At 61.6% G+C, this 20040-nt stretch carries 15 protein-coding genes, 1 tRNA gene and 1 pseudogene; 12 read left to right on the top strand and 5 right to left on the bottom strand.

Annotated features, from left to right (window positions below; translation table 11 throughout):
• The first annotated feature begins 264 nt into the window (after positions 1–264).
• A tRNA-Gln gene (locus BUS42_RS02850) sits at positions 265–335 on the top strand.
• Positions 336–834: 499 nt separating this feature from the next.
• On the opposite strand, the gene BUS42_RS02845 is transcribed toward BUS42_RS02850, so the two are convergent.
• On the bottom strand, positions 835–1986 hold the full coding sequence (locus BUS42_RS02845; protein ID WP_074310608.1) for an FAD-dependent oxidoreductase: 1152 nt from the start codon (positions 1984–1986) through the stop codon (positions 835–837).
• A gap of 101 nt (positions 1987–2087) precedes the next feature.
• Here BUS42_RS02845 and BUS42_RS02840 point away from each other — a divergent pair, with 101 nt between their 5' ends.
• From BUS42_RS02840 to BUS42_RS02820, 5 genes are all read left to right on the top strand, one after another.
• Positions 2088–2564 (top strand): MarR family winged helix-turn-helix transcriptional regulator, encoded by a 477-nt coding sequence (locus BUS42_RS02840; protein WP_074310606.1) that lies wholly within the window; start codon positions 2088–2090, stop codon positions 2562–2564.
• 963 nt (positions 2565–3527) lie between these two features.
• Positions 3528–4001, top strand: coding sequence for an Lrp/AsnC family transcriptional regulator (locus BUS42_RS02835; protein ID WP_074305087.1), 474 nt, complete (start codon positions 3528–3530; stop codon positions 3999–4001).
• On the top strand, positions 3991–4932 hold the full coding sequence (gene yedA, locus BUS42_RS02830; RefSeq protein WP_074305085.1) for a drug/metabolite exporter YedA: 942 nt from the start codon (positions 3991–3993) through the stop codon (positions 4930–4932). Before BUS42_RS02835 ends, yedA begins: the two co-directional genes overlap by 11 nt.
• A gap of 706 nt (positions 4933–5638) precedes the next feature.
• Positions 5639–6865, top strand: coding sequence for an IS4 family transposase (locus tag BUS42_RS02825; RefSeq protein ID WP_074304436.1), 1227 nt, complete (start codon positions 5639–5641; stop codon positions 6863–6865).
• 496 nt (positions 6866–7361) lie between these two features.
• Positions 7362–7754: a hypothetical protein gene (locus BUS42_RS02820; protein WP_074305083.1), complete on the top strand. Its 393-nt coding sequence runs from the start codon at positions 7362–7364 to the stop codon at positions 7752–7754.
• Positions 7755–7813: 59 nt separating this feature from the next.
• Here BUS42_RS02820 and BUS42_RS02815 read toward each other — a convergent pair whose 3' ends face one another.
• Positions 7814–8875 (bottom strand): RNA ligase (ATP), encoded by a 1062-nt coding sequence (locus BUS42_RS02815; RefSeq protein ID WP_074305081.1) that lies wholly within the window; start codon positions 8873–8875, stop codon positions 7814–7816.
• Positions 8876–9063: 188 nt separating this feature from the next.
• On the opposite strand from BUS42_RS02815, the gene BUS42_RS02810 reads away from it, so the two are divergent.
• The 3 genes from BUS42_RS02810 to BUS42_RS02800 all read left to right on the top strand — a co-directional run bounded on the left by BUS42_RS02810 (position 9064) and on the right by BUS42_RS02800 (position 12351).
• Positions 9064–11757: a hypothetical protein gene (locus tag BUS42_RS02810; RefSeq protein ID WP_074305079.1), complete on the top strand. Its 2694-nt coding sequence runs from the start codon at positions 9064–9066 to the stop codon at positions 11755–11757.
• Positions 11758–11834: 77 nt separating this feature from the next.
• Positions 11835–12140 (top strand): hypothetical protein, encoded by a 306-nt coding sequence (locus tag BUS42_RS02805; RefSeq protein WP_143206223.1) that lies wholly within the window; start codon positions 11835–11837, stop codon positions 12138–12140.
• Positions 12127–12351 (top strand): hypothetical protein, encoded by a 225-nt coding sequence (locus BUS42_RS02800; RefSeq protein ID WP_143206222.1) that lies wholly within the window; start codon positions 12127–12129, stop codon positions 12349–12351. Before BUS42_RS02805 ends, BUS42_RS02800 begins: the two co-directional genes overlap by 14 nt.
• Before the next feature lie 152 nt (positions 12352–12503).
• On the opposite strand, the gene BUS42_RS02795 is transcribed toward BUS42_RS02800, so the two are convergent.
• Positions 12504–13637 carry a hypothetical protein gene (locus tag BUS42_RS02795; RefSeq protein WP_074305074.1) on the bottom strand — a complete coding sequence of 378 codons (1134 nt, stop codon included), beginning with the start codon at positions 13635–13637 and terminating at the stop codon, positions 12504–12506.
• A 507-nt stretch (positions 13638–14144) separates the two neighbouring features.
• On the opposite strand from BUS42_RS02795, the gene BUS42_RS02790 reads away from it, so the two are divergent.
• The 3 genes from BUS42_RS02790 to BUS42_RS02775 all read left to right on the top strand — a co-directional run bounded on the left by BUS42_RS02790 (position 14145) and on the right by BUS42_RS02775 (position 18571).
• Positions 14145–15512: a transposase gene (locus BUS42_RS02790; protein WP_074304734.1), complete on the top strand. Its 1368-nt coding sequence runs from the start codon at positions 14145–14147 to the stop codon at positions 15510–15512.
• Between the two features lie 17 nt (positions 15513–15529).
• Positions 15530–16720, top strand: coding sequence for an IS630 family transposase (locus tag BUS42_RS41690; protein ID WP_173878234.1), 1191 nt, complete (start codon positions 15530–15532; stop codon positions 16718–16720).
• A 513-nt stretch (positions 16721–17233) separates the two neighbouring features.
• A complete protein-coding gene (locus tag BUS42_RS02775) occupies positions 17234–18571 on the top strand; it encodes a peptidylprolyl isomerase (RefSeq protein WP_074305072.1) in 1338 nt (445 codons plus the stop codon).
• A gap of 233 nt (positions 18572–18804) precedes the next feature.
• On the opposite strand, the gene BUS42_RS44675 is transcribed toward BUS42_RS02775, so the two are convergent.
• A complete protein-coding gene (locus BUS42_RS44675; RefSeq protein WP_254053243.1) occupies positions 18805–19398 on the bottom strand; it encodes a hypothetical protein in 594 nt (197 codons plus the stop codon).
• A 289-nt stretch (positions 19399–19687) separates the two neighbouring features.
• Positions 19688–20008, bottom strand: a pseudogene (locus BUS42_RS46265) (helix-turn-helix domain-containing protein); the annotation flags it as partial.
• Positions 20009–20040 lie beyond the last annotated feature (32 nt).

The raw sequence follows: 20040 nt of genomic DNA, 5'->3' as shown, positions 1-20040 counted from the left end.
CCTTGCTCAATCCGACCGAAACCAGCATTCTCGATCCGTCGGTAAGTCTTGCCGGTGGCCCCCATCCCACAACCCAAACATGAGTTCAGTTCAATGGTGACTGAGCCAGTGGAGCCGCCCCATTAACCCGTACTCCTGATCGGCAGGCACGCCCCTCTTTGCCTCCCGAAAAATGATTTCACGAGCAATACGCCCTTGCATCGAACGCTTCGACTCGGTAGACTCATCTCTCATTCGTGAAAGGGACAACAATCCCAAACCGAATGGGGATTAGTGTAACGGTAGCACGACTGCCTCTGGAGCAGTTAGTCTAGGTTCGAATCCTAGATCCCCAGCTTTACATTTTTCACACATAACCTGAAGTCAATTAAGGGAGTTACAGCAAAAGCTGTGCTCCTTTTTGCGTTCCATGGGAAGTGGTCGAGCCTGCCGGGTTGGCTCGCAGGCGACCCAAAGCAGTGGCATGGCAATCCAACTCCCCGCGATCTGGCGTGGGTCGATCGTGTGAACGCCCCCTTTCGGCGGGCGACTTGTAGAGACTCCGGGAATCGGTGGCTCAAGAACACCCGTTTGGTGGCGAGGGATGGACCCGGCAAACGATGTAGCGACTTGGACTGGAGTCGACACTCCGGAACCGCAGTCGGCCGCGAACACGGCAAATTCGCTCCGGCCCCTGGCATGTAGTAAATCACAGAGAATAAATCTTAACTCTCATGCACATCCAGAATTGCATAGCAATTGATCGGATTCCTTTTCTTCCCCGCTGATAGCAGAACACCGACATCCCCTGAAGCAATGGCGGCCAATTCGGCCTCAAACGACGATCCGGAGTGGTCAACGTTGGACTTCATGACGGCTCCTCATATGCTTCAACAAATATTCAAACCCATCGTCCGAAAACGCGGATTCGATGGCTTCCGCCGCCCCGGCGGCGGCGACCTCCGCACGAGTGAACATCGCCTCCTCGTATTTGAGAATTGCCGACCGCCAATCCTCGGCATCGGCGATGGCGACGGCCAGGTCCGCCGCGTCGATCATGGCAAGGTTGACTCCCTCCCCTGAGAAAGGCGACATGACGTGAGCGGCATCGCCGAGGAGCGTGACTCCCGGCCGGTTCTCCCAGCGATGGCCCACGGGTAAGGCGTGGAGCGGTAGGATGGCGATCCGGTCGCCGGACTCGCGGATCATCGCGACCAGATTGGGGGACCAACCGGCGAAATACCCGGCCAGTTTCTCTCTCGCATCGGAAGGGCGATTTATGTCAATGATGCCCGACGAAACCCAATCTTCGGGCACGCGAAGCGCGACGTAGACGCCCACATGAGCGTTCGCGTCCCGGTGTGCGATCAATCCCCGGTTCTCCCCCATGGCGAACAACATCCCGTGCCTGACGAGTTGGGCGATCTCGGGATGCTGCAGATCCACGTCGTCGAAGCCCAACGATACGAACGAGATCCCGCTGTAGACCGGCACGGCATCGGAGACAAGCGGCCGGACGCGTGACCGGGTGCCGTCGGCCCCCACCACCAGGTCGAAGGTCGCGGCCTGTCCGTTCTCGAATCTCAACGCGTTGGTCCCGTCGTCATGCGGCGCGATTGCGTGCAACCGGTGTCCCCACCGCACGACGCCGGGCGGGAGGGAATCGAGGAGGATCTGCCGCAACGCGGTCCGATCGACTTCGGGGCGGTCGAAGTCGGCCGCCTCCCCCTCTTCCTCGAAATGGAGAACTCCGTCCCGATCGAAGAGGCGGGTGCCCTGGTCCTCGTACCGTGCAATGCCCAGGAATTCATCCTCCAGCCCCGCCAGCCGCAGGGCGTGCTGGCCGGTGTCGGCGTGGAGATCCAACGACCCGCCTTGCGACCTCTGGATCGACGTGGCGTCCCGCTCGAACACGGTGGCCGAGACTCCCCGTAAGTGTAAGATCCGGGCGAGCGCCAAGCCTCCGGGCCCTCCACCCACGATCGCGATACGAGGGGATTTCTTCATCCTGATCCTCCCTGGATGATCGGTCTCTCCGAGTCGGGCGGCCAGATACATAGCATCCTATGGTCTTGCGGAGCAAGGTCAAGCCTGGGACAATCCGTTCCATGGCATGGGTCCCGAAGAACACCGCTGAGAACCTGATCGGCCGCACGGCGCGGCTGCTCACCCGCGTGGGAGACGCGCGACTCAAGTCACTCGGCCTCGCCGGTGCCCATTTGCCGATCTTCGCGGCACTGCAGGACGGGTCCGGGCTCTCGCAGACCGAACTGGCTCGGATCGCCTGCGTCGAGCAACCAACGATGGCAGGGACGCTCTCGCGGATGGAACGCGAGGGTTTGATCCAACGCGAACCCGACCCCACCGATCGACGCAGTAGCCTGATCCGGCTGACTCCGGCGGCCCTCGCCAAGCTCCCCGATTTGCTGGCGATGCGGACGCAGTACGCCGAAGAGGCCTTGGCGGGTTTTGATGACGCCGAGAGGAAGCTTCTGGCCGGAATGCTCCTGAGGATCATCACCAACGTGCAGAACACTTCGGGGCCAGAGGACGGCAGGTCGTCAATAGGCAAGGATGAGGAGTGAGCTCGACTTTGCCTTGTCCCTGGCCCCACAGGATAACGCCCAGCAGTCGGGCGATCGTTAGTCAGTTCTGATGCAAAGGGTGGCCTTACGGTGGTGATTCGATGATTCAGCGGAGTAGAATTCCTTGTCGTGGTTAGCCAGGCTGAAGCCACTCAGCTCGACGAGATAGCACCACCGACATCCAGACAGATTGGGGGCAGGGAGCACGTAGGCTCTACTTTGGGTGCCTGGGTTCCTGGCTTCGGGATGGGTTGGACATATTCGCAGTCAATGTCTTCGTTTTCGAGTTGATCCTGCATCAGGGAAGCGATGAGGAGGAGAAGTGAAGGCCAAAGCCGAGTCATACCTCTGCCTAATCGTGGAAGCCTCCTTGCCCCGATCGCTCGCCATTCGGTAGCATCGCCTGCACAACACTACCAGCGAGGCATCACATTAACAACGCAATAATTCATGATTTCACGAAATTATCAAGTTCACCAAGAGGCCCAACCCCACTCTGGCCGGGCGATTCCATTCGGGCCTCGTCGTCGGGTCAAATTCTCATTGTCGTTGCCATCCCTCAGCCGTAGCATGGGCGAACGGCGAGCGCAAGCGGCCTTTTTCGATTAGCCAATATTAAATCACATGATTTCTAATTAATAGTCTTTATATATTTTATAAACAATCGACACATTTCATGAACGTCCCTCCCGTTTTCTTCTTACTCTTCCTAGCCATCGCCGCGGGCAGCATGCCCGCCCTTCGGCTGTAGAACGCATGGGTCTGCCTCGGTCCCATGCCTGCGGAGCATGACGCGACTCCCCGATCGGTACACGGACCCGCCCCGCCTCCTTCACAGAACATTCATCCCCAATCCGCCGTTTTCGCCGAACGATATTCCCCACCTTCGCCAATTCTCAGAACGCCGGCCTTGACTTTCCATCGCCTGACGCCAAAGATTCTCCCATCCCCGGAGGATCTCGAATGATCGACGCCGTCGACCGCCAGTTGTTGAACTTCCTTCAGTCGGACGCCCGCATCTCCAACGCCGAACTCGCCCGCCGCGTGGGCATGGCGCCCTCCGGTGTGCTGGAGCGGGTCAAGAAGCTCGAGGAGCGCGGGCTCGTGCGCGGGTACGAGGCCCGACTCGACGCCAGGAAGCTCGGCTCAGGCCTCGTTGCCTTCACCTACGTGAGATCCGACGACCGCGTGGGAGGGATCGACTCGGCTCAGATGCTGGCCGAGATCCCCGAGGTGCAGGAAGTCCACCACATCGCCGGGGAGGACTGCTACCTGATCAAGATCCGGGTGGCCGACGTCGAGGCCCTCGGAAAGCTGCTGCGGGAGAAGATCGGCGTCATCCCGGCGATCCGCTCGACGCGGACGACGATCGTGATGGAGACGCTCAAGGAGACGGCGACGGTCCTGATCCCGGAAGGGGACGGCAATGCAGTCTGAACGGAAGAAGTGGCTCACCGTCGCGGCCTTCGCGGTCGTTTACCTGGTCTGGGGCTCAACTTACCTCGCGATCCGCTTCGGGCTGCAGTCGATGCCGCCGTTGCTCATGGCGGGGTCGAGGTTCCTCGTCGCCGGGACGATCCTCTGCGGCTGGGCGCTGGCGAGGGGAGCACGTTTACCGAGCCGCGCCCAGTGGCTCAGGGCGACGGTGGCAGGCATCCTCATGCTCGTGCTGGGCAACGGCTGCGTGACCTGGGCGGAGCAGTACGTGCCGTCGGGCATCGCGGCGCTACTGGTGGCCTCCGAACCCTTCTGGCTGGTGCTGACGGCCTGGGGGTTCTTCGGCGGCAGGCGGCCCGGGATTCGGACCTCGGTCGGCCTGATGATCGGCCTGATGGGCGTGGGCCTGCTGGTCACTCCCGAAGGCGGAGACACCAACGGGGCGATGCTGGCCGGTTCGCTGGCCATCCTCCTCGCCGCGTTCGCCTGGGCGGTGGGCTCGCTCTACCTTCGAAGGGCGGCGTTGCCCGAGTCGCCCGCGCTTTCGACCGGCATGCAGATGCTGTCGGGCGGGGCCATTTTGGCGGGGCTCGGGTTGCTGAGGGGCGAGGCGGCGGGGTTCCAGTTGTCGTCCGTGACGGTCACGTCAGGGCTGGCGTGGCTCTACCTGATCGGCTTCGGCTCGATCCTGGCGTTCACCGCCTACAGCTGGCTGATCACGGAGACGACCCCGGCGCGGCTGAGCACCTACGCCTACGTCAACCCGGTGGTCGCGGTCCTGCTCGGCAGTGTCGTGGCTCATGAGCCGATCGCCCCGCTGGGATGGGCAGCCATGGTCGTCATCGTCGCGTCAGTGGCGTTGGTCACGACGGGTGAGCAGGAAGAGGACGTACCGGAACTGGTCCCGGTGACGTTGGGCGAGCAGACGTGAGCGGGGCGGTAGATTAACGAGAAGGCGGCCCCGGGTTCAGGGATGGACGCGGGGCTTTTTTTGTGCGCGGTGGCGAGACGCTCAGAGTCCTCGGCTTCGTCAGTTGGACGAATCATCGAATTGGCGAGCCTGTGGTATGCCTTACTGAGACAGCAAGCGGAGCCCCCGCTATGACGCGTCCCATTCTCTCGTTCTCCGCCGGCCTTCTCGCTGGCCCGGACCCCGTCGCCAAGATCAAGGAACTCGTCATTCAAACCGAGACGGACCATTTCCGCTCATCCGGGCCGCACAAGAGCTACCCCATGAACGTGCGCCAGGTGGATGATCGGGACCATCTCTGGTTCCTGGCCTGTCGCGTGACAGGCCGCGAACAACAGCCACCTCGTCCTGAAACTCGGCTCCGACCCGTCAGTAGAGATCTACTTTCAGGAAATTCAAAAGCGACATTTTTAATAGTTGAAGTAGTCTTTATAAAATAGAAAAAAATCATTTCTGTGAGGCTCCACGCAATAGCCCGTTTTGCCCAGATAACGGCAAAATTGACGAATGTCCCCAATAGTGTTCGGCACGAAATTTGCGCCATCTCCACCCAGGCCAATCTTGCCCTCAAGGGCCGAAAACGGGGATTTCGCAAGGACTTTCGGCACAGAATTTGCGCCTTCTCCACTCAAGTGCATCTTGCCGTCATTTTGGCAGGGCCTTGGGAATGGCAAAACGCTCAGCAAAACCTCTGAAACCCCGAGATATCCAGGGGTTGAAGTACGTCGAGCGGTTACTGCCGCTGCTCGACCAACTCCACGATGTCGGCTGCCAACGCGACAGGTCCGGTAATCGCAGCCTGCATTACGATCAGTATTGCATGCTCGTCTTACTCTTCCTCTTCAACCCAGTCCTCCGTTCCTTGCGCTCCTTGCAACAGGCGAGCACACTCAACAACGTGCAGCGCAAGCTCGGCTGCGCCCGGGCCTCGTTGGGGTCGCTCTCCGAGGCCGTCGAGGTCTTCGAACCCGAGCGGCTGCGCGGCATCATCGAGTCCCTCGCCGCCGAAGTGAAGCCCGTCCGCGACGTGCGCGGCGGCCACCTCGCCCATGCCCTGACGGCCGTCGATGGCAGCGTGGTCAAGACGCTCAAGACCATCGCCGAGGCCGCCTTCATGAACGACAAGAACGGCGGCTCTCACAGCGGCTGGCGACTCCACACCCACTTCGCCATCGACCGCCACGTCCCCACCCGGATCGAGGTCAGCGCCGCTGCCAACAGTGGCCATAACGACGAGAAGAACCGACTCCGCGCCGCCTTGCAGTCCGACCACTGCTACGTCCTGGACCGTTGGTATGCCCAGTTCACCCTCTGGAACGACATCGTGGCCGCGGGGAGCAGCTATGTTTGCCGCATCCGCGACAACAGCAACCTCAATGCGGTCATCGAAGAGCGCCCGGTCTCGGCGACAGCCGCGGCTGCCGACGTCCTCCGCGACTTCATCGTGGACCTCGGCGCCGCCAAGAAGCCCGACGAGCGGCCGGCCCATCGGGTGCGGGTGATTCTGGTGAAAACGACGCCCCACACCAAGCGTGGGGGCCGCAAAGGGGGCACGGCCGGTCCTCCCAGCGACGGCGTGCTGCGGATCGCCACGAACCTCCTGGATGTTCCCGCCGAGGTGATCGCTGACATCTACCGACACAGGTGGACAATTGAACTCTTCTTTAGATTTTTCAAGCACGTGCTCGGCTGTCGCCACCTGCTGAGTACGCATCCCAAGGGGATCGAGATCCAGGCGTACTGCGCGATCATCGCGTGTCTGCTGATCAGCCTGTGGACGGGCCGCAAGCCGACGCTCCGGTCTTACGAGATGATCTGTCTGTACTTCGCAGGCTGGGCGAGCCTTGAGGAACTCTTGGACCATATTAGTAAATTAAAATCTGAAGAGACGTAGTGCCCGCGGCTCGACTCCCAAGTCCGCGGTGTTCGCTGCTGCGCGGTGGTTTGTAGTTCACCCGAGTCGTCGGCTCGCCCCAGGTCACCGAGAACGTCCCGCACGCCTCTGCGGGGCGGCCGTGTCGGCCAGGCTTCCTCGCTTCAGGAAGACAGGGAGCTCACGCTCCCCGCTCGCCTGGGAGGCGAGCATGCGCTGGCCTGGTGGCTGGTTTCGCTTGTGCGAAAGGCAAGTGGGGAGCGTGAGCTCCCTGTCCCTCCCCCAGCAAAGCCGAAAGCTCGTGCCCACTGGGGCCGCAGGTCCCCCGCCCGCCCCACAGGGTCGTGTGAAACGCTCTGAGGGGGAGTTCCCCGGGTTGCCGGCTTGCCGTTGCTCGGATCGCCCCCCCCACAGCAAACGGAGTGCCGAACACTATTGGAATGTCCCCAATAGTGTTCCTTCTTGATCTCGGCTCGATGCATTCCCCCCGTCTGAGAGGCCGTGAGGAGACCAAACGATGCGATTGCCCCGCGTGCGGCTCACGGTGCGGCAAATGATGGTCGGAGTCGCTGCCTTGGCCGTTATTCTCGGTAGTGTCCTCCAATGGCGGTGGCATCAACTCAGCCGGGAGTACTCTGCGACCGCCAAGCATTTCGCTGAACTGGAAGCCGGAGAGCGGTACGCGATGTCGATCACTGAAGCGAACATGGCCGAATTCAAGAAGGTGTTGCAAGGGCTCGACCCGAAGTCGCAGAAGGCTCTCTTGGTTAAACGACAGATCGCCGAGGAGGCGAAATACCTGGACTACATGAAGGCGAACGCTCGCCACTCCAGTGCAGTCCGGGCCATCCACGAACAGGCCGCTTCGCGTCCCTGGCTTCCGCTTGCTCCCGAACCGCCGATGCCGTGATAGCGGAGATGACGGTGTTCTGCTCGAGCGGGAGGGTCAGCAACGCCGTCATCCGCGTCTCACTCGTCGTACTTCAGGAGGAACTTCGGGTTGATCGCCTTGAAGCTGAGGCGGCCGCCGATGTCCTCGTCATATTCCTCCGCGAGCGGCCGAAGCACCACTCCCTCGCGCTGGACCTTCGGGTTGAGGACGCTGGTCCCCTCCGCTTGCGCCACGAGTTGATCGATGGAGTGGTCGAGCACCAGGGTTCCGAGCTGAGGCACCGACTCGAGCTGCATCTCGTCCAGAAGCGCCAGGGACACGGCGTGATCCAAGAGCTGGTAGGCATCCACGTTCAGGACGCTGAACACGCGGAGCGTCACGGCCGGCAGCGCATACTTGTTCTTCTGGATGCCCGGCCCGATGACCTCTGCCTGGATCGCCAGGTCGAAGCCAAGCCGGTCGCGAGCGGCCCGGAGCTTCGCTTCCAGCCGCAAGCCCTTTGCAGCCCGGACCAGCACGTTCGATTCGTCGGCCTCGTCCATCCAGAGGTTCCGGCTACAGATGCCGAATTCCCCCTGTCGGATGAAGGCCGTGCACGACGTGCCGTCGAGCTTCTCCGTCACGTAGAACGGCTTGCCGCGATGCCGGACCAGCACGGACTCCAGCACCTGAACACGGGTCTCGTCGGTCTTCGGGAGGAAGGCGGGGAACTGGCCCTTCACCTTCCCACCCATGCCGACCGGCAGCGGCGGCTCCCACTTCAGGACGCCGAGCAGGTCGGTGACGTCGGCCCCCTCGTCGGTCGGGGCTCCGGGCGGCAAGATGGTGAGCGGAAAGCAGATCCCCTGAGACACCTGGCCGCGAAGCCTGACCGTCTTGATTCGGAATCCGGCCGGGAGCGTCACAGCGCCGGTGGCATCCGCCTGGGCGGGCTTAAAACTGCTGGCGCGGAGGAACTCGAACTCCGGCCGCTCGGGCAGGAGCGAATCGATCTCGAGGTAGACGAGTTGATCGCCCGGCTGGTGTTCGCCCTTCTTAACCACGACCCACCAACCGAGGACGCGGATTTTCTCGATGGCGTCGGCGTTCGGTATCGGCTCGACGGCGTTGACTGTCTGGATACTGGCGAGCTTGCGCATGGCTGCCTCCCATCCTTTCGTTTTCAAGTCGACACGCTCCTCGTGTCTACGGTTCACGGGGGTTGAGCCTGCTCCCGGGGTCGAGTGCATTCGCGTACAATAGGATCCGTTACGAGCCGGCTCGCACTTCACGGGGCTGGCTTCGAAAGCCGCACACCGATCGCGCGTGACAAATCAAGGATCCTGCCATGCCTGCGCGCTTCCGATCCTGCCTCGCCCTTGTCCTGATCGCGGCACTTCCGGCCCGCGCCGATTCCGTCTGGGTCGAGGGCGAGCGGCCCGAGCGTGCAGCCGTCACGCGGCATCCCTCCTGGTACGATCAGGTCAAGCGAGCGGAACTCTCCGGCGGCGACTTCATCACGAACTGGGGCGAGTCGCCGGGCGTGATGTCCTACCGCGTGCTCATCACTGGATCGGAAAATCGCGAGTTCTGGGTGCGGGCCAACCCCACGCCGGCTCAATTATCGTACCGGCTGAACGGTGGCGACTGGAAAGCCATCGACCTCGAGAAAGGCCTCCAAGATCGCCTCAACATCGCGGCGGACGACAAGGTCGATCTTCGATTCCTTGCCTGGGTGAACGTCGGCCGCGTCAGCCTCAAGCAAGGCGCAAACACCGTCGAGTTTCGGATGGACAGTGCCAACCACAACCATGGCGCCATCGACTGCTTCGTCCTGGCCGATGAACCGTTCACTCCCCGCGGTACTGCCAAGCCCGGCGAGGCCCATTCCCGGACCCCAAAAACCGAGGCTGAGAATCCTGGGTGGTTCGTTTTCGATCCGCCGTCGGTCCCGCGGGCGAGTATCGCCGGGTTTGACCTGCGGACGCTCAATGAATCGATGGCCGGCGATGGCGGGTTCATTGGCGTCAATGGTGATAATTTCATCCATTCGAAGACCAAGGTTCCCGTGCGATTCTGGGCCGTCAACGGTCCGGCGTCCAAGCACTACGACGACCTGCGTCGCGAGGCCCGCATGCTCGCCAAGTACGGCGTGAATCTCGTGCGGGTCCACCACGGTTACTTCGACGGCAAGACCGGCGCATTGAAATCCGAGGAGATCGCCCACGCCCAAGACATCGTCGAGGCCATGAAGCACGAAGGCATCTACACGCACTTTTCCATTTACTTTCCCTTGTGGTTGAGCCCCGGCCCCGACAACCCGGTCCTCCAGGGATACGACGGCCAGAAGAAGCCGTTCGCCGCCCTCTTCTTCGACGACGACTTCCAGGCGCAGTACCGCGAATGGTGGAAGGCGCTCCTCACCACCCCGAGCGCAAGAACCGGCAAGCGGTTGATCGACGAACCGGCGGTCTTCGGGGCGGAAATCCTCAATGAAGACTCGTACTTCTTCTGGACATTCACCGATCGGAATCTCCCCGACCCCGAACTGAGAATCCTCGAGAGCCGGTTCGGGGACTGGCTAAAGCACAAGCACGGCTTTCTCGAGCAGGCACTGGCGGCCTGGGAGGGCGTCCGACTCCCCCGCGACCGACCGGACGAAGGACGGATCGCTTTCCGGCCGCCCTGGAACATCGCCAACGAACGCAAGGCGCGTGACAAGGACACGGCTCGCTTCCTCCTGGAGAGCCAGCGCGGCTTCTATGAGGCAACCTACAAGAACCTTCGAACGCTCGGCTTCCGGGGGTTGATCACCGCCTCCAACTGGACGACCGCGAGCCAGGCCATCCTTGGCCCCTTGGAGAAGTACAGCTACACGTCAACCGATTTCATCGACCGCCATGGATACTTTTCCTGCCTGGCCAAGGGGGAGAACTCCGACTGGTCCATCCGCAACGGTCACACTTACGCCGACCGAAGCGCTCTGCGGTTCGACCCCGAGCAACCGGGGAAACCGAAGGAATTCGCCCACCCCGCGTCCGATCCGCAATACGGCTCCAAACCGTCGATGATCTCCGAGACGACTTTCAACCGGCCGAACCGGTATCGATCCGAAGCCCCTCTCTTCTATGCAGCCTACGGTGCACTCCAGGACAGCGACGCGATCGTCCACTTTGCCCAGGACAGTCCGACCTGGGCGGTCAAACCGGGCTACTTCATGCAGCCCTGGACCCTGATGTCTCCCGCCATGATGGGCCAGTTCCCCGCCGCGGCATTGATCTACCGCAACGCACTGGTCAAGCCGGGGGCGGTGCTGGTCGACCTCGACCTGAATCTCGAGGACCTGTTGTCCCTGAAGGGTTCCCCCCTCCACCAGGCCGCCGCGCTTGATGACCTCCGCCGCAAGGACGCGAACGGCCATTCCGCGGGACCCGCCACCACCGAGATCGATCCGCTCGTCCACTTCGCGGGCCGAGTCACGGTCGACTTCACCGATAAACCGGGCCATGTGAACCTGAAAAACCTCGCCCCGTTCGTCCAGCGCGACGCGCAGGTGGTGACGGCCACTCACGGCCAGCTTCGACTCGACTACGGCCAGGGAATCCTCCAAATCAACGCCCCCTCCGCTCAGGGTCTGAGTGGCAACCTCCGAAAGGCCGGCCGCGTGCGGTTGGCCGACTTGACGATCGAGTCGCCCCTGGAGCTCGGCCATATCGTCGCAGTATCGCTCGACGGGGCGCCGATCGTCAGGTCGAAGAAGATCCTCCTGCAAGCGATGTCGGAGGAGAAGCCCGCGGGCTTCCAGACCGTGGCGGAAGCCGACGGCACGAAACGAATCGTGAGCCTGGGGACCGACCCGTGGCTCGTCCGTGAAATCGCCGGCAACGTCGCCTTCCATCGCCCCGACGCGAAGGATCTCCGCGTCAGCCCCCTCGACTCCAATGGCATAGCACTCGAAGCGACGGGTCGTGGTGATGGGTTTCGGCTCGAGCCGAAAACTCTGTACTATCTGCTTACAGCTTTGAATCCATCACAACATTGACTCGCACCAACAAATCTCATAAACATTCTCATGACGACGCAAGCCCATTACATTAATTCAATGACTGATTGAACGAGATGATGCAGAGCGGCTATCGGGTCTTGCTCTTATTCCTCTGGCTGCCGAGTGCCGATCAGGCGGTTGTGCGCGTGGGCAACAGGGTTCGGCAAGGCGGGCATGCCGTACCTGAAGCAGACATGCGACGGCGATGGTCCTCGGGAGTGCGAAACCTGTTCCGACTCTATCGTCTCTGCCTCGATTCCTGGTGGATCTTCGACGCTTCCCACTTGCCTCCGGCTTTGATCGCACGGGAAGCCGACGGGATCGTCACCACCATTCAGGCCGATCTGTTCGACCTGATTCAGCAACATGTTTACGAATGATTTTATGAAGGCTGAAACGAAGAACCTGACGCTCACGGAAAAAGCGGAAGCGGCCTTTCAGCAAGCGGCCATCCGAGTCATCGAGCGTGCTCGCCAGACGGGAACGCCGGTGATTGTCTGGGAAAACAATCAGATTTCGGAACGCATGAGCGATGAGATGGAGGCCCTGTTGAAAGCCAGCCAACGCGACGTGAAGCCCCAGAGTGAATGAGACGCTCTTTTCCGTCGGAGGAATTCCTTGCCGGCAACGTGGCGGCGGTGATCCGCCACGTCACCCCATTCCGCGTCTCTCGGAACTCGTTCCTGGCTCAGGCGATGGTCGCCCAAAAAGACGATTGGGATCGTCAATGCCTGAGCCAGGGATTACTTCACCAGGCGCCAGCCCGATTCGTCGGCGGTCAGGCCGGTGTGGCCCTGGTAGCGATCGTAGGCCTTGTGCATTTCCTCGACGGTATCGAAGTAGCCCACGATGTGGGCGGCGCTGAAGGAATCGCCGGCCTTCACCGGCTTGCCGTGGACCTCTTCGATCGCGACGATGATTCCTCCGGGACGCTGGCTGAACCAGGCCTCATAAACGACCGACGGGTCGAGCGTCAGGCCGGCCAGCCAGGGGCCGTCCTTGCCCGTCACCTTGTCTCGCAAGTGGTAGGCGCGGATGAAATGGTCCGGCGTTCGGTGCGTGTCACGTCGGTAGCCGAATTTCAGGTCGGGGGGGAACGGGGCGAAGAACTCGCTGGACGGGATCCGCAGCCCCTTGGGACCGCTCAGGTAGCTGAGGTAGACCTCGCTGAACGTGTCGCCCTTCTCGTGGCGGATGCAGCCCGGCGTGTCGTTGCGGAGGAACATCTCGTCCGAGTCATTCACACTGTCAATCCGATCCGACAGCACGAAGTACCGCTCGCCCTTGGGGAAGACGATCAACTGGGTCCACCGCGACCCTGGCTTCCGACCGGGGGCGGCGTACTCGAATTGATAGGTCGTCTTCACCGCGACGAAATCCTTGCCGCGGATGACCTCGGGACGGACGGGCTTCATCCGGTGGCAGAGTTGCGGCCCCTCGACCATCCGCTTGCGGTGGCTGCTGCCGTGGGCCATCAGGGCGTAGGACCGGCGCGCGGGGTCGGTCTCGTTCGCGTACCAGGTATACCGCCCGACGCCGTTCCCGTCCGGCGCGAAAACCTGATCGCTCCATCCCTCGTCGCTGCCGGGCTCCATGAGCCAGTCGACGACCATCAGGCCGTCGCCGACTTCGCGGAAACCTGTGGCCTTGTCGAGGAATGAGCCCTTCTCGATGCCGGTCATCCACTGCTTCGGGCTGTTCTTGGGGATGACGGCCTCGAGCGTGTCGGTTTCGACCTTGATGGCGCGGTCGTCCTCGGACACGCGCGCCCACCCGGCATCCTTCGCCGGCTGCTGGGCCAGGACCGATCCGGCCCCCGCCATCGCGAGGAGTAAGCCCAGTGGCAAACGGACGACGAAGGCTCCAAGATGGCTCATGAGGTGTCCTCGAAGAGAAGGGTCCGGGGCGGCCCCTGGGTGGGATTATGATGATTTCGAATGAGCGCCGTACGGTTCGCCGGACCGCCTCATCCGGAGACGTATTGGAATCGAGCCGATGACGCGACTCAAGTAGGTACCGCCCCGAAAGATGAGTGACTAGACCGACTTTTCGTATTCGATAGCCCAAGGGGTTGACGAACACCCCAAAATTACCTGGATGGACTAACTTACCAGCCACCAGGAGTTCACACGTCATGCCGGGCCAGGCGGCCAAGATCACCATTACCGAGTGCCAGCAGGAAATCCTTCGGACTTTGTCCCGTGCCACCCAACGTCAGTAACTCGGCGTCGTCAACAACGGATGTAACTCTCACCGGACCAGAGAATTACTGCCGCTCCGTGGCTGCGGTTCGTTCGAGAGAAGGGGGGGCAAAAAATCGCCGTTCTTCGTCATGATGGGTGCGGCTAGCAACCGGCACTCACCTGGATTGAGGAAGAACGGCGATGAAGGCAGCTCGGACGCTGCAAGGCTTGCAGCAACCGCAGTCGTTGATCGGCTATGTCCGACAGTTTCTCACCCCGACGGTCTGGAAGCAAGCCCGAGGGGTTGTTCCTCAAAGGCGGTCGGCGCCGCGGTGGGATCTCCAGCCACTGGTCGTGGTCATGCTCGCCATGACCTGGGCCACCGGCGACTCCGAGTCCGAGAGGTTTGAGAAGGCCCGGGGATACTACGTCGCCTGCCATGAGTCGCGAAGACGCCCGGGAAAGACCCTCGTCGGCTTCCAGAAAGCGATGCGACGCGTCCCCATGCGACAACTCAGGGCGTTGGCCGCGGGGGTTCGGCAACAGATCCACGCCCGACTGGGGTCGCGGCGGATTGTCGACGGCTTCGAGCCGATGGGCTGCGACGGCTCGCGGATCGAGTGCCCCCGCACCCCCGAGTTGGAACGGGGACTCGGGCAGGCCGGCAAGAACGACGCGGCCCCCAACGTCTGGCTGACGGCGTTCGTCCACTTGCCCACGGGACTGCTTTGGTCGTGGCGACTCGGCCCGGGCACCGCGGCCGAGCAAGAGCATTTGAGGCACTTGCTCGCCACCCTCTCGCCCGAGGCCCTGATCGTCTGCGACGCCGCTTATATGGGCTTCGATCTGGTCCGGGCGATCCTCGGTGTCAAGCGATCGTTCCTGTTCCGGATGTCGTCGCGGGTCGACCTCTACACCCTCGAAGTGGCGAACCTGGAGGATTGGACCGAAGGCCCTGTCTTGTACTGGCCGAACTATGTCCAGAAGAAAGGGGAAGCGCCGATCCAATGCCGCTTGATCCGGATCCCGGCCAAGGGCAAGGGTAAGGGGTCGGTCAAACGCGACGTCTGGCTCCTGACCGACGTCCTCGACCCAGCCCGGATGTCGGCGGCGACGGCCGCCAAATTCTACCGCTGGAGATGGCGTAATGAAGGACTATTTCGCACATACAAGCGTATAATCAATAAATTGAAACTCGCTAGCCGCACGGTGGCCTTGGTGCATCGCGAGGCCGAGTTGTCACTGCTGGCCACGCAGATCCTCCTGGCGCATGCCGACCTGGCGCTTCGGCCGGCGTCGGCGTCGGCGACCGATGGCCCAGTGATCAGCCCCCGCAAAGTTCTGATCGAGATCCGCAAGGAGATCGACGCGGCCGTGAAACCCAAGGCCAAGTGTTACCACAAGCGACTCGCGGGCTGCCGCGCCGGGTGCCGGAAGCAGAAGAGCCCGAAAGCCACACGCAAGTGGCCTCGTCGCAAACCGCATAAGCCGCCGAAACCGCCTGTGCTCCACACCCTGACTCAGGAACAGAAAGCCTTGCTAAACAAGCACATGAGTGCAGTAGGATGAGGCATCAGTAATCGACGTTGCGTGCCACCACGGCACCCTCGCGACTCCGGCAACGCGCCTCGATCATCCTGATGGGCTTCGACGGCCTTCGCAATCAAGAGATCGCCGAGGCGGTCGGTCTGGTCCACCGCCAGGTCGGACGCTGGCGACGACGCTGGGCCAACGCTTGGGAGAAACTGATCAACATCGAATGCTGCGAGACTCGCGCCAAACTGCGCCATGCGATTGAAGCCGTCCTCACCGACGAACCACGCCCCGGCGCCCCCAGCAAGTTCACCCCAGAGCAGGTCACCCAGATCTTGGCGATCGCTTGTGAGCCGCCTGAGAAGTCGGGCCGACCGATCACCCACTGGACCGCTCGGGAACTGGCCGATGAGGTCGTCAAACGCGGCATTGTGGTATCGATCTCATCGTCCCAGGTGAGCCGTTACCTGGATGAGGCCGCCTTGCAGCCCCACAAGAGCCGGTATTGGCTCAACACCACGGAGAAGGATCCTCAACGTTTTGAGGAGCAAGTCAAGACGGTCTGTGACACGTACCTCATGGCGTCGGAGCGGGAGCGGAACGATGCGACCCACACCGTTTGCATTGATGAGATGACCGGTCTCCAGGCGCTGGAGCGGATCGCTCCCACCAAGGGGATGATCGCAGAGAAGTGCGAACGGATCGAGTTTGAGTATATCCGACACGGGACGTTATGCCTGATCGGCAACTTCGAAGTAACGACCGGAAAGATGCTCACTCAAACGATTGGCCCGACGCGAACCGAGGCGGACTTCGTCCGTCACATCGAGCAGACGTTGACTCTGGACCCGGAGGGATCGTGGGTATTTATAGCGGACAACTTGAACATTCATTGCACGGAAAGCCTGGTGAATCAGATTGCCGTGGCGTGTGAAATCCCCCTGGAATTGGGCAAAAAAGGTAAACGTGGGGTGCTGAAGTCGGTGGCGAGCCGGCAAGCGTTCTTGTCGGACACAAGTCATCGGATTCGATTTGTATATCTTCCGAAGCACAGCTCGTGGCTGAACCAGATCGAGGTGATCTTCGGAGTGATCATGCGAAAGGTGATTCGTCGCGGTTCGTTCACGTCGGTGAATGATCTGCAATCAAAGCTGTTGAACTTCCTTACCTACTTCAACAAGGTATTCGCGAAGCCGTTTCGCTGGACCTACACGGGTCGTCCGCTGATGAAGTCAGCGGCGTAAAAACAGAGAAGATGGGAGGCCCCGGGATGTTGGCCTCTTCATTAGCCTTCAAAAACGAAAAGTCGGTCTAGGCACTTCATGAACGTGCCGTGGAGAGAGGCAGACGGCCTGATGCCACCGGTGGTTCAGTTGGAGGAGTTCATGCTCGTCGGTGGGCCGCTCAGGTTCATCGCCATCGTGCCCCGGATGAGCGAGTCGGACACAAACCACCAACATCAAAATTTTCAATATCCTTAATCATTCATTACTTCGATTTTTTACGACATCTAATCATTGAATTTCCTCCGATCCCAATGGTCAAGAATTGGCCTATCACGAAATGAGGATCGATAGTAAGAAAAGGGATCTCGTCGCAACGAGAGTTGAAGACTGACACCGATTTCTCATGGGCTTCACCTGATATTCACGTCGCAACCCGTCAGTGCTGGCCCGAGCCGCAATTCCATTGGATCTCATCCCGGATTGGCACCAACTCCTTGCTTGCTTAAAAGTTACGTTCTCTGGAGAGCATGAATGAAGAGGCCAATTCGCTCACGTCGGCCCCTCCAATGGAACTCGGTCGAATCCCTTGAAACGCGTGCCCTGCTGACTATGGCCTCGACGGCTCCCTTGCCGGATGTGAACTTCACGGCGGGTGCCGAGGTGACTCCGGTGAATCTGGACTCCTACTTCAAAGATCCCGACGCGAAATCCAATTTTGCGATCTTCGACACGACGCTCGGAACGATCCCGGTGCTCCTGACCCCCGCGACCACCCCCAAAACCGTCGCGAACTTCCAGAATTACGCGAACAAGGGCGAATATAACAACTCCATCGTACACCGCTCCGTTCCCGGCTTCATCTGGCAAGGCGGCGGCTATCAGCTCTCCTCCAAGCCGAGCCTGACGGCAATCCCCGCCGATCCTCCCGTCCAGAATGAGTTCGGGGCGTCGAACACGCGCGGTACGATCGCGATGGCCAAGCTCGGCAGTGATCCCAATAGCGCGACCAGCCAATTCTTCTTCAACGAATCGAACAACAACGCGTCCAACCTCGACAACCAGAATGGCGGCTTCACCGTTTTCGGGAACGTGGTGGGAGACGCAGGCCTGGCGGTGATGGACGCCATTGCGGCCGTGCCGGTGCCATCTCCGGGTCCGCTCGGCTCGCCCCTGGATCAGATCCCGCTCCAGAATTACACCCCCGGGACGACCGTCCAACCTTCCAACCTGGTCACGATCAAGACTGTGACCACGGCGAACGAGCTCTTCCTGGCCTCAAGTGACACGCCGGGCGTGGCGACCGCCTCGATCCAGGGGAGCACCCTGACCGTAACCCCGCTCGCGCCTGGGACTGCGCACATCACGGTCGTGGGCTACGGCTCCGACGGAAAACGGGTGTCCGAGTCGTTCGCCGTTAATATCTCCTCGACGGCCCAACTCGCCCCCCCAACGACGACCACGCCTCAGCCCGTGGCACCGAATCCGTCGGACCTGGTCCCATCCGCCAAGGGTCCGCTCCCAAGCTCGGTGGTGGCCGGCCAGAGAGCCAGGATCCAGCAGGTGGTTTCCTTGACCGCTGCGTCGAGCGCCGTCTCCCAGAAGGAGCGGGTGACGCTGAGCCTCTCCAAGACCTCGACCGGCTCCGCGGGCGACTTCACCATCGCGAGCGCCTCGGCCAAGGTCAGGGTGATGGCAGGCAAGCAAACCAAGTTGAAACTCTCGGTAAAGCAGGTAAACGCGAGCGTGCCGGCCGGCACTTACCACCTGCTCGTCTCCGTGACCGATCCCGATGGATCGACGACGACGGTCGATACCGGCAAAACGCTGACCGTCGTCGCAGCTCAATCGAAGCCGTCGACCCGACGCTAGTTTCGCGGGGAAACGGGCCGTCAACTCGGGCATCCCCGCGAAGTTACCGCGGTCGAGGGGCGGCGATTGGGAATCGGCGAGAGAGAAAAAAAATCTGGGGCCCGCGGTTTCGCACCTGGAACTCGTGCGAGAACGCCTTGGCCTGAGGCGCACGGGTTCCGAGTATGTCACGCGACACGAAGTTTGCTCGCGAAATCGCGACACGAGTTTGATTCGCAGTGATCAGATATTCACTATGGCCGGCCAGTGACGTCCAACGCCATGACCCGCTCGGGAGTGACCTCCCTGGCGGGTTTATGGCGAAGTTCGCGGCCCGAGGCGTCGGAGAACACCCATTCGTTGGTTTCCGGATCGAACGTCACGTAGAGGTCCTGCCCCTGGAACCTCTCCCCGACGTAGTAGGCCCGGTTGTAAATCGAGACGTACCCATTCTTGTTCACGCGTCGGACGCCCACGTAACCCGAGAGGTGGGTGGTGACGCGGTTCCAAACCCAAAGGTCGGGCTCCGACGGTTCCGAATAGGGCCGGCCCGAGTGCACGAGGCCCGGGTAATAGGCAAGGCGGCTCAGGCGCTCGCGGTAAGGGTAGACCTCGCGGTGCAGCCGATCCATCGCTTCCAGACGGGCTTGCAACTCCGTCGGCGATTGGCACGTTCCCGGCTCGCACCAGCGGTTGCCGGTCCCCTGCGATCGTTCCACGACGCCGTTCTCCTGGGGACGGCTCGGCGTGTTCCAGATCATGTCGACCCCCAGGCCGATCAGCCAGAACCCAAGTTCGGTCGGGAAATCCCCCTTTGAGCCCCAGGGCGAGCCGTTGTCGACCCGCATGTTCCCGGGCAAGCCCCACCGCGAAAAGGCACACCGCAATTGCCCCCGGACGCCTTCGGGTGGGACTTGATTCCATCTCCCTTGGGGGGAAAACCGCGGTCCGGAACACCGCGCCACTGCATTCATCAACGAGTCGAAGCCAACTCACTAAATCGCCTGTTGCGATTTTTATCAATTCCTTGGCGTCCATCTGCCAGGTCTGGTGCGGCACGGTCGCCCTGGCGGGGTTGTCCTTCGCCGGACGGCCCGCGGAGGCGGGGGCGAGGTCGGCCCGGAGGAGCCATCGTTGGAGGGTTCGCGCCGAGGGGACCGGTTCGTTCCACGTCTCATTCAGGAGGTGAATCCGGATCAACTCGGCCCCCCAAGCGGGGTGGTCGCGGCGGTATTGCAAGGCGGCGTTTCGCAGGTCCGAGGCCGACACCTCGGTGTCCGGTGTTCGGCGGTAATCCGGTTCGAGGCCCTCGACACCTCGTTCCCGGAATCGACGGATCAGACGCCGCACCGTCGGGCGTGACAGCGACAGTGCCTCGGCGATTTGACCGGGGGTCTGACCTTGCTCCCAGAGTCGGGTCACAATGCGCCGAACCGGAACAGGGATGGGGCGTGGCATGGTGCAACCTCGAGTTAGGATCGCCATGAGTA

Source organism: Singulisphaera sp. GP187, from assembly GCF_900129635.1.
GTDB lineage: Bacteria > Planctomycetota > Planctomycetia > Isosphaerales > Isosphaeraceae > Singulisphaera.
This window is presented reverse-complemented; position numbering and strand designations above follow the sequence as displayed.